Origin of the sequence: Streptomyces sp. 6N223 (assembly GCF_052246635.1) — a bacterium.
Taxonomy (GTDB): domain Bacteria; phylum Actinomycetota; class Actinomycetes; order Streptomycetales; family Streptomycetaceae; genus Streptomyces.
Map to the genome: position 1 here is coordinate 124,278 of NZ_JBQQCA010000011.1, position 7,156 is coordinate 131,433.

The 7,156-nt window shown below is 75.6% G+C and carries 3 protein-coding genes; 2 read left to right on the plus strand and 1 reads right to left on the minus strand.

What is annotated here, in order from left to right; genetic code table 11:
* Positions 1–115: 115 nt before the first annotated feature.
* Positions 116–2,920, minus strand: a complete 2,805-nt coding sequence (locus ACTWQH_RS10170; protein ID WP_443286084.1) for a flippase-like domain-containing protein — start codon at positions 2,918–2,920, stop codon at positions 116–118.
* A 260-nt stretch (positions 2,921–3,180) separates the two neighbouring features.
* On the opposite strand from ACTWQH_RS10170, the gene ACTWQH_RS10175 reads away from it, so the two are divergent.
* Together ACTWQH_RS10175 and ACTWQH_RS10180 are read left to right on the plus strand one after the other, a co-directional pair.
* Entirely contained in the window at positions 3,181–3,555 is a 375-nt protein-coding gene (locus tag ACTWQH_RS10175) for an MGMT family protein (protein WP_443286085.1), read from the plus strand.
* Between the two features lie 239 nt (positions 3,556–3,794).
* The gene (locus ACTWQH_RS10180) at positions 3,795–7,133 is read left to right on the plus strand and encodes an ATP-dependent helicase (protein WP_443286092.1); all 3,339 of its coding nucleotides are present in this window, start codon (positions 3,795–3,797) and stop codon (positions 7,131–7,133) included.
* Positions 7,134–7,156 lie beyond the last annotated feature (23 nt).

The following is a 7,156-nucleotide window of genomic DNA, read 5'->3' on the forward strand; positions in this document are numbered from 1 at the left end:
GCTCGCACACGCAAGGTAAAACGGGAGCCAGGGCTTGCAGATGCATGGCCGATGATCCCGCCGCGCGCCCCCAGGTCTCGCAGGTCTCGCAGATCTCGCAGATCTCCCAGATTTACTAGATCTCCTCCTTGCGCGTGAGCTGCGTGAACGCCAGCCAGCCCGGGAGGAAGGGGAGCCAGAAGGTCACCACGCGAAACAGCAGCACCGCGGGCAGCGCCACCCCGGTGTCCACGCCGAAGAAGCCCAGGGCCGTAATGAGCGCCGCCTCCACCGCCGCGACGCCGCCCGGCGTCGGCGCGGCCGAGCCGAGGGCGTTGGCCGTCAGATACACGACGGCGATGGTGGGGTAGCTGAGCTCCTCGCCGAAGGCGCGCAGCGAGGCGTCCAGGCACATGACGAAGGCCAGCGTCATCAGCAGCATCCCGCCGATGCCCGCCATCAGCTTCTTCGGCCGCTGCACCACGTCCAGCATGCGCGGCACGACGCCCGCGAAGAGGCTGCGCACCCGCTCCGAGACGAACCTGCGCAGCGCCGGCACGGCCGTGACGATCAGCCCCGCCACGGCGGCCGTCAGCACCCCGGCGATGATCGTGCGCGAGGGCGACAGGGTGGGGGTGTGCTCGGAGCCGGTGATGTAGCCGAAGACCATCAGCAGCACGATGTGCGCGCCCAGGCCGAAGATCTGCGAGGCGCCCACGCTCGCCACCGCGTGCCCCGAGCGCAGGCCCTGGCGTTGCAGATACCGGGCGTTGAGGGCCATGCCGCCGACGGCGGCGGGGGCCACCAGCTTCACGAACGAGCCCGCCACCTGGACCATCACGGTCCGCAGGTAGGGCACCTTCTCGGGCACGAAGCCGATCAGGCTCAGCGCGGCCGCGAAGTACGTCAGCGCCGAGAAGACCGCCGCGACGATGACCCACGTCCAGTTCGCCTCTTCGAAGACCCGGTCGAAGTCGACGGTCACGAGCTGCGTGCTGAGGAAGTACCCCGCGAAGACGGCGGCGACGATGCTGACGAGGGTGCGCGGCCGGATCCGCTCCACGCGCGCGGGCTCTATCGGCGCCTGCGGGCGGATGCGCAGCACCTCGCCGCGGATCTCCGAGAGCATGTCCGGCTCCCTGGCCTTCTCCAGGGCCGCCTCCATGACCTGCTTCTCGGCATGCTTCGCCGCCCGCACGGTCTTGCGGTCGGCGTCCTCCGGCAGGCTGCCGCGCGCCTCCCGGTAGGTGCGGGCGGCGTCCAGCACGGCCTGCCGCTCCCGCCCCGCCCGCTCCCGGGCGAGCTGCCGCAGGGTGGCACGGGTGCCCCGGCTCAGCGCGATGGGCTGGAGCAGCGGCAGGCTTGCGGCCACCGCGTCCGGGCCGAGGACCGTCGCCGCCGCCGTCACCGCGCGCCGGGCCCCGACCCGCAGGCCGAAGGTGGTCAGCAGCTGCGCCACGTCCATGCGCAGGCTCATGTCGCCTGCGGCGATCTCCCCGCCCCGCAGGTCCGTCATGTACACCGTGCCGCGCGTGTCCACCATCAGCGAGCGGCCGTCCAGCCTGCGGTGGGCGACGCGCCGCGACTGCAACGCCGCCACCTGCCGCCATGCGGCCTCCATCAGCCGGTCGGAGATCTCCTCGTCGCCCAGCGCGTCCAGGTCCCGGCCGTCGATGTGCTCGTAGACGAGCATCACCGCGTCGGGGCCCAGGTCGGTGGTGGCGATGAGCCGGGGGGTGTTGGCCCCGGCGGCGCCGGCGGCGTAGACCATCAGCGCCTCCTGCTCCAGCACCTGGCGCAGCGAGGGCAGGCTGCGGCGCTGGGCGATGCCGCGCACCGCCATACGCCGCCAGGCGCGGTAGAAGTACCCCTGGGCCTGCTGCTCCCGGTCCACGATGGTGACGTCGAGCGGCGGGCCGGACTCCATCGTCACCAGGTACCGCCGGGTCGGCTCGGGGGTCGCGACGCCGTCGGCGCGGCCGGGCCGCTCGGCGACGCGCTCCGCGCGCAGCGCGCTGACGGGGAAGAAGCCGACGTGGCGCAGCCCGGCCAGGAGCTGCTTGCCGGTGGGGCGGACGTTCGGCGTGCCGACGGCGTAGAGCGTGGCGTAGGCGACGGTCCAGCCGATGAGGACGGTGACGGCGATCGAGAAGGGCGTGGTGTATCCGGCGACGAGCTGGGCCGTGCCGTCCAGCAGCAGCACCGCCCAGATCGCCAGCCGCCAGCGCGGGCGGTGCGCCATGCCGACGGCCGTCACGTACGCGATGACGGGGGCGAGGTACCCGTGCACGGGGTCGGTCAGGTCGCCGTCGCCGCCGGGCGCGCCGCGGGTGAGGGCGTTCCGCACCGACTCGGGGGAGAGGCGGGTGACCCAGAGGCTGAAGGAGAGCGATACGCCGTGCGCCAGCACCGCGGCGAGCACGCCGTCGGCGATCCGCAGCCCGTCCCGCTTCACGAGGCGGTCGATGGCGAAGGCGACCGGGACGATCAGGACGGCGAGGGCGGAGGCGAAGCCCGCGAAGTTGATCAGGAGGGAGGGGGCCTGCTCGGCGCCCTCCTCCACGTCGCGCTCGATGCCCTCGGTGGTGCCGACGGCGAAGGTCGCCAGGAGCAGCACGACGCCGATGCCGAGCAGGCCGATCAGCACGCGCAGCAGGTCGGAGGGGCGGTGGGCGCGGGCGGCGAGGATCGGCTCGTCGACCTGGACGCGGCCGTGGTCGTCGACCTCGATGATCTCGGTGTGTTCGGACGGCTCGGGGTGCTCGGAGGGCTCGGAGCGCTCGGGGTGCGCGTCCTGCTCCGGGGAGTCGCCCTGCTCCGGGGAGTCGGCGTGCTCGGAGGGCTCGGCCCGTTCTGAGGGCTCGGTGTGCCCGGCGTGCCCGCCGTGCCCGGCCCGCTCAGAGGACTCGGACGACTCCTGCGGCGCGTGCGGCTCGCCCACCCCCGGCGTTCCCCTTTCCGGGCGCCCGGACTCGCCCGGTGGCCGCTGAGGCTCGCCCTCAGACCGCGCGACCGGTCGCTGTGCCCGCTCTTCCTCGCCCCGTATCACTGGCTGTGTCCCCGGGATTCTCCTCGGTGTTCTCCCCGTGCGTGAGCGCGGCAACCAGCTCCGCCCCCGCTGCGACGATAGTGACATGTGGGACTGTCACGCGGCCGGAGCCCTGTCGCGGGGCGCGCGTGGCGTGCGGCACGATGGGCGCCATGACAGGGGCGATCGGGGCGACACCACACAGGCTGCCGGAGTTCGCCGACCGCGTGCTGACCGCCGCCGAACGCATCCCGCCCGGTCGCGTCCAGACCTACGGCGACATCGCGCGGCAGCTCGGCGAGGGCGGCCCCCGCCAGGTCGGCCGTGTCATGGCGCTGTACGGCGGGGCCGTGCCGTGGTGGCGCGTGGTGCGCGCCGACGGCCGCCTGCTGCCGGGCCACGAGCGCCGCGCCCTGGACCAGTACCGGGCCGAGGGGACCCCGCTGCGCGGGGAGAGCAATCCCGGCGACACGCCACGGCTGGACATGCGGCGCGCCCGCTGGCACCCGGACGAGGCCGCGCGGGAACAGGAAGAGGAAGGGGCCTAGAGCCGGCGTGTGACGGTTCACACTCACCAGCTTCCGCCATCACGGCGACCCGCGGGTTGGGGATCGGGCACGGACTCGGGCACCGACCCGGGCACGGACCGCAGTCCATCCGTACGGGCGATGCCCGTGAAACCCTGTGCCCCCGTGGCCGACTGGCGTAGCGTCGGCACCACCAGTCCGCGCGGTCCCGTCGCCGAGCGGAGCCCTCGCAAGAATCCGCGATCCACGTGAGTCACTCCATCCCGTCCGCAGCCCCAACGGCTGCCTCGTCCGCCTCGTCCGCCTCGTCCGCCCCGGGCGCTCCCGGAGCGTACCGACTGGTGCGCACCCCGCTGTCGCGCTCGGGCACTGTTGACGTGGACGCGAGCCAGCGCGCCGTGGTTGAGCACGCCGAGCGCACGGGCGGGCCGCTGCTGGTCCTGGCGGGCCCCGGCACGGGCAAGACCACCACCCTCGTGGCGGCCGCGGCGCGGCGCGTGGAGCGGGGCACCGACCCCGAGCGGCTGCTCGTGCTGACCTTCAGCCGCAAGGCCGCCGCCGAGCTGCGCGACCGGATGGCCGCACGCCTGGGCGCGCACGCCCCGCCCGCCACCACCTTCCACTCCTTCGCCTACGCCCTGGTCCGCGCCCACCAGGACCGGGACCTGTTCACCGAGCCGCTGCGGCTGCTGAGCGGCCCCGAGCAGGACCTGTACGTGCGCGAACTGCTCGCCGGCCACGCCGAGCTGGAACGCCGGAGCCCGCAGGGCCGCCGCCCCCGCTGGCCCGAGGAGCTGCGGGCCTGCCTGACCACCCGCGGCTTCGCCGACGAGCTGCGCGCCGTCATCGCCCGCAGCCGCGAACTCGGCCTCGCCCCCGGCACCCTCGCCGACTTCGCCCGCCGCACCGGCCGCGAGGACTGGGAGGCCGCCGCCCACTTCCTCGCCGAGTACCTCGACGTGACGCAGGCACAGGGCGTCCTGGACTACACCGAGCTGGTGGGCGCCGCCGCCCGGCTCGCCCGCCGCCCCGACGTCGCCGCCGCGCTGCGCGCCCGCTACGACGCGGTCTTCGTCGACGAGTACCAGGACACCGACCCCGCGCAGGTCGCGCTGCTCAAAGGGCTGGCGGGCGGCGGCCGTGACCTGGTCGTCTTCGGCGACCCCGACCAGTCGATCTACGCCTTCCGCGGCTCGGACGTCGGCGGCATCCTCGGCTTCCCCGACACCTTCCGCACCGCCGCCGGGGCGCCCGCCCCCGTCGCCGTGCTCACCACCGGCCGCCGCAGCGGGCCGGCGCTGCTGGCCGCCACCCGGCAGCTCACCCAGCGGATGCCGCTGAGCCGGCTGCCCGCCGAGGCCGTACGCCGCCACCGCGCGCTCACCGCCGAGCGAGGCGAGACGGGGGTCCCCACGGCCGAAGGCCGGGGGAGCGAGGAGCCCGGCCGGGTGGAGGTGTACGCCTACCCCACCCCCGGCGCCGAACTCGACAACATCGCCGACCTGCTGCGCCGCGCCCACCTGGAGGACGGCCTGCCCTGGGGCGAGATGGCCGTGCTCGTGCGCGCGGGCGCCCGCTCGCTCCCCGGCGTGCGCCGGGCGCTCACCTCGGCCGGCGTGCCGCTCGAGGTCGACGGCGACGACCTGCCGCTGCGCAGCGAACCCGCCGTCGCCCCGCTGCTGACCGCGCTGCGCGCCGTCGCCGACGGCCCCACCCCACTCGATCCCGCCACCGCCATCGGCCTGCTCACCTCCCCGCTCGGCGGCATGGACACCGCCGACCTGCGGCGGCTGGGCCGCGCCCTGCGCAACGAGGAGCGCGCCGCCGGGGCAGCCGTGCCCCGCCCGTCGGAGGAGCTCATCGCCCAGGCCCTGTCCGAGCCCGAACGCCTCGTCACCCACGACCCGGCCTACGCCGCCCCCGCCGAGCGCCTCGGCCTGCTGCTGCGCAAGACGCGCGAGCTGCTGGCGGGCGGCGGCAGCGCGGAGGAGGCGCTGTGGCTGCTGTGGGACGGCACGTCCTGGCCCGGCCGCCTGGAGCGCGCGGCCCGGCGCGGCGGCGCGGCGGGGCGTAACGCCGACCGCGACCTGGACGCGGTGTGCGCGCTGTTCGCCACCGCCGCCCGCGCCGAGGAGCGCACCGGCGGGCGCGGCGCCCGCAACTTCCTCGACGAGCTCGCCGCCCACGACATCGCCGCCGACACCCTCGCGGCGCGCGCCGTGCGGCCCGACGCGGTGCGGCTGATGACCGCCCACCGCGCCAAGGGACTTGAGTGGTCGCTGGTGGTGGTCGCCGGCGTGCAGGAGGGCCTGTGGCCCGACCTGCGGCGGCGCGGCTCGCTGCTGGAGGCCGACCGCATCGGGCGCGACGGGCTCGCCGAGCCGATGAGCCCGGCCGCGCTGCTGGCCGAGGAGCGGCGGCTGTTCTACGTGGCCGCCACGCGCGCCCACGACCGGCTCGTCGTCACGGCGGTGCGCGGCGGCGAGGACGGCGACCAGCCCTCGCGTTTCCTGACCGAACTCGGCGTCGAGCCGGTCGAGGTGGCCGGCCGCCCGCGCCGCCCGCTGACCACGGCGGCGCTCATTGCGGAGCTGCGCGCCACCACCGTGAATCCGCGCGCCTCCGCCGCGCTGCGACGCGCCGCCGCCGTCCGGCTGGCCCGGCTGGCGGCGCTGCGCGACGAGGACGGCCACGCCCTCGCGCCGGCCGCCCACCCGCAGCGCTGGTGGGGTCTGCGCGAGCCCACACGCTCGGCCGTGCCGCTGCGGGACCCGGGGCGGCCGGTGGCGCTGTCCGGCAGCGCGCTCGGGCAGCTCGTCGACACCTGCTCGCTGCAGTGGTTCCTGGGGCGTGAGGCGCACGCGGACGCGCCCGCGACCGCCGCGCAGGGCTTCGGCAACGTGCTGCACGTCCTCGCCGACGAGGTCGCCTCCGGCGCCACGCCCGCCGACCTGTCGGTGCTGATGGAGCGTCTGGAGACGGTGTGGGAAGGGCTGGCGTTCGAGGCGCCGTGGCAGTCGCGGAAGGAACAGGCGGAGGCGCGGGCGGCGTTGGAGCGCTTCCTGCGCTGGCACGTGCTGCAGCGCGAGGACGGCTACGAACCGGCGGCGAGCGAGCGGGAGTTCGACGTGACGCTGGCGGCGGGGGCGTACGAGGTGCGCATCCGCGGCGTGATGGACCGCGTCGAGCGCGACGCGCAGGGGCGGGCGTACGTCGTCGACTTCAAGACCGGGCGGACCCGTCCGACACGGGCCGAGGTCGAACGCCACCCGCAACTCGCCGTCTACCAGCTGGCGGTGCGCCACGACGACCCGGAGGCGGAGGTGGCGGGGGCTCAGCTCGTGCACCTGCGGCAGGGCGCGCCCAAGCGGGAGGGCGGCGACGCGCTGCCGGCGGTGCAGCGGCAGAAGCCGCTGCCGGGCGGTGACGGCGGCGGTGAGGGCGACGGCGACGGCGACTGGGTGGCCGGCCTCCTGGCCAACGCCGCCGGCCGCGTCCTCGACGAACGCTTCGGCCCCAACCCCGGCCAGCACTGCGCGACATGCACCTTCCGCGCGGCATGCAGCGCCCGCCCCGAGGGCCGCCACGTGGTGGACTGACCGCCCCGCCGTCCTCCCCCGCC

What these genes read in the sequence shown, in the direction of transcription:
- ACTWQH_RS10175 (WP_443286085.1), top strand. Translation starts at nt 3,181, where the DNA reads ATGACAGGGGCGATCGGGGCGACACCACACAGGCTGCCGGAGTTCGCC.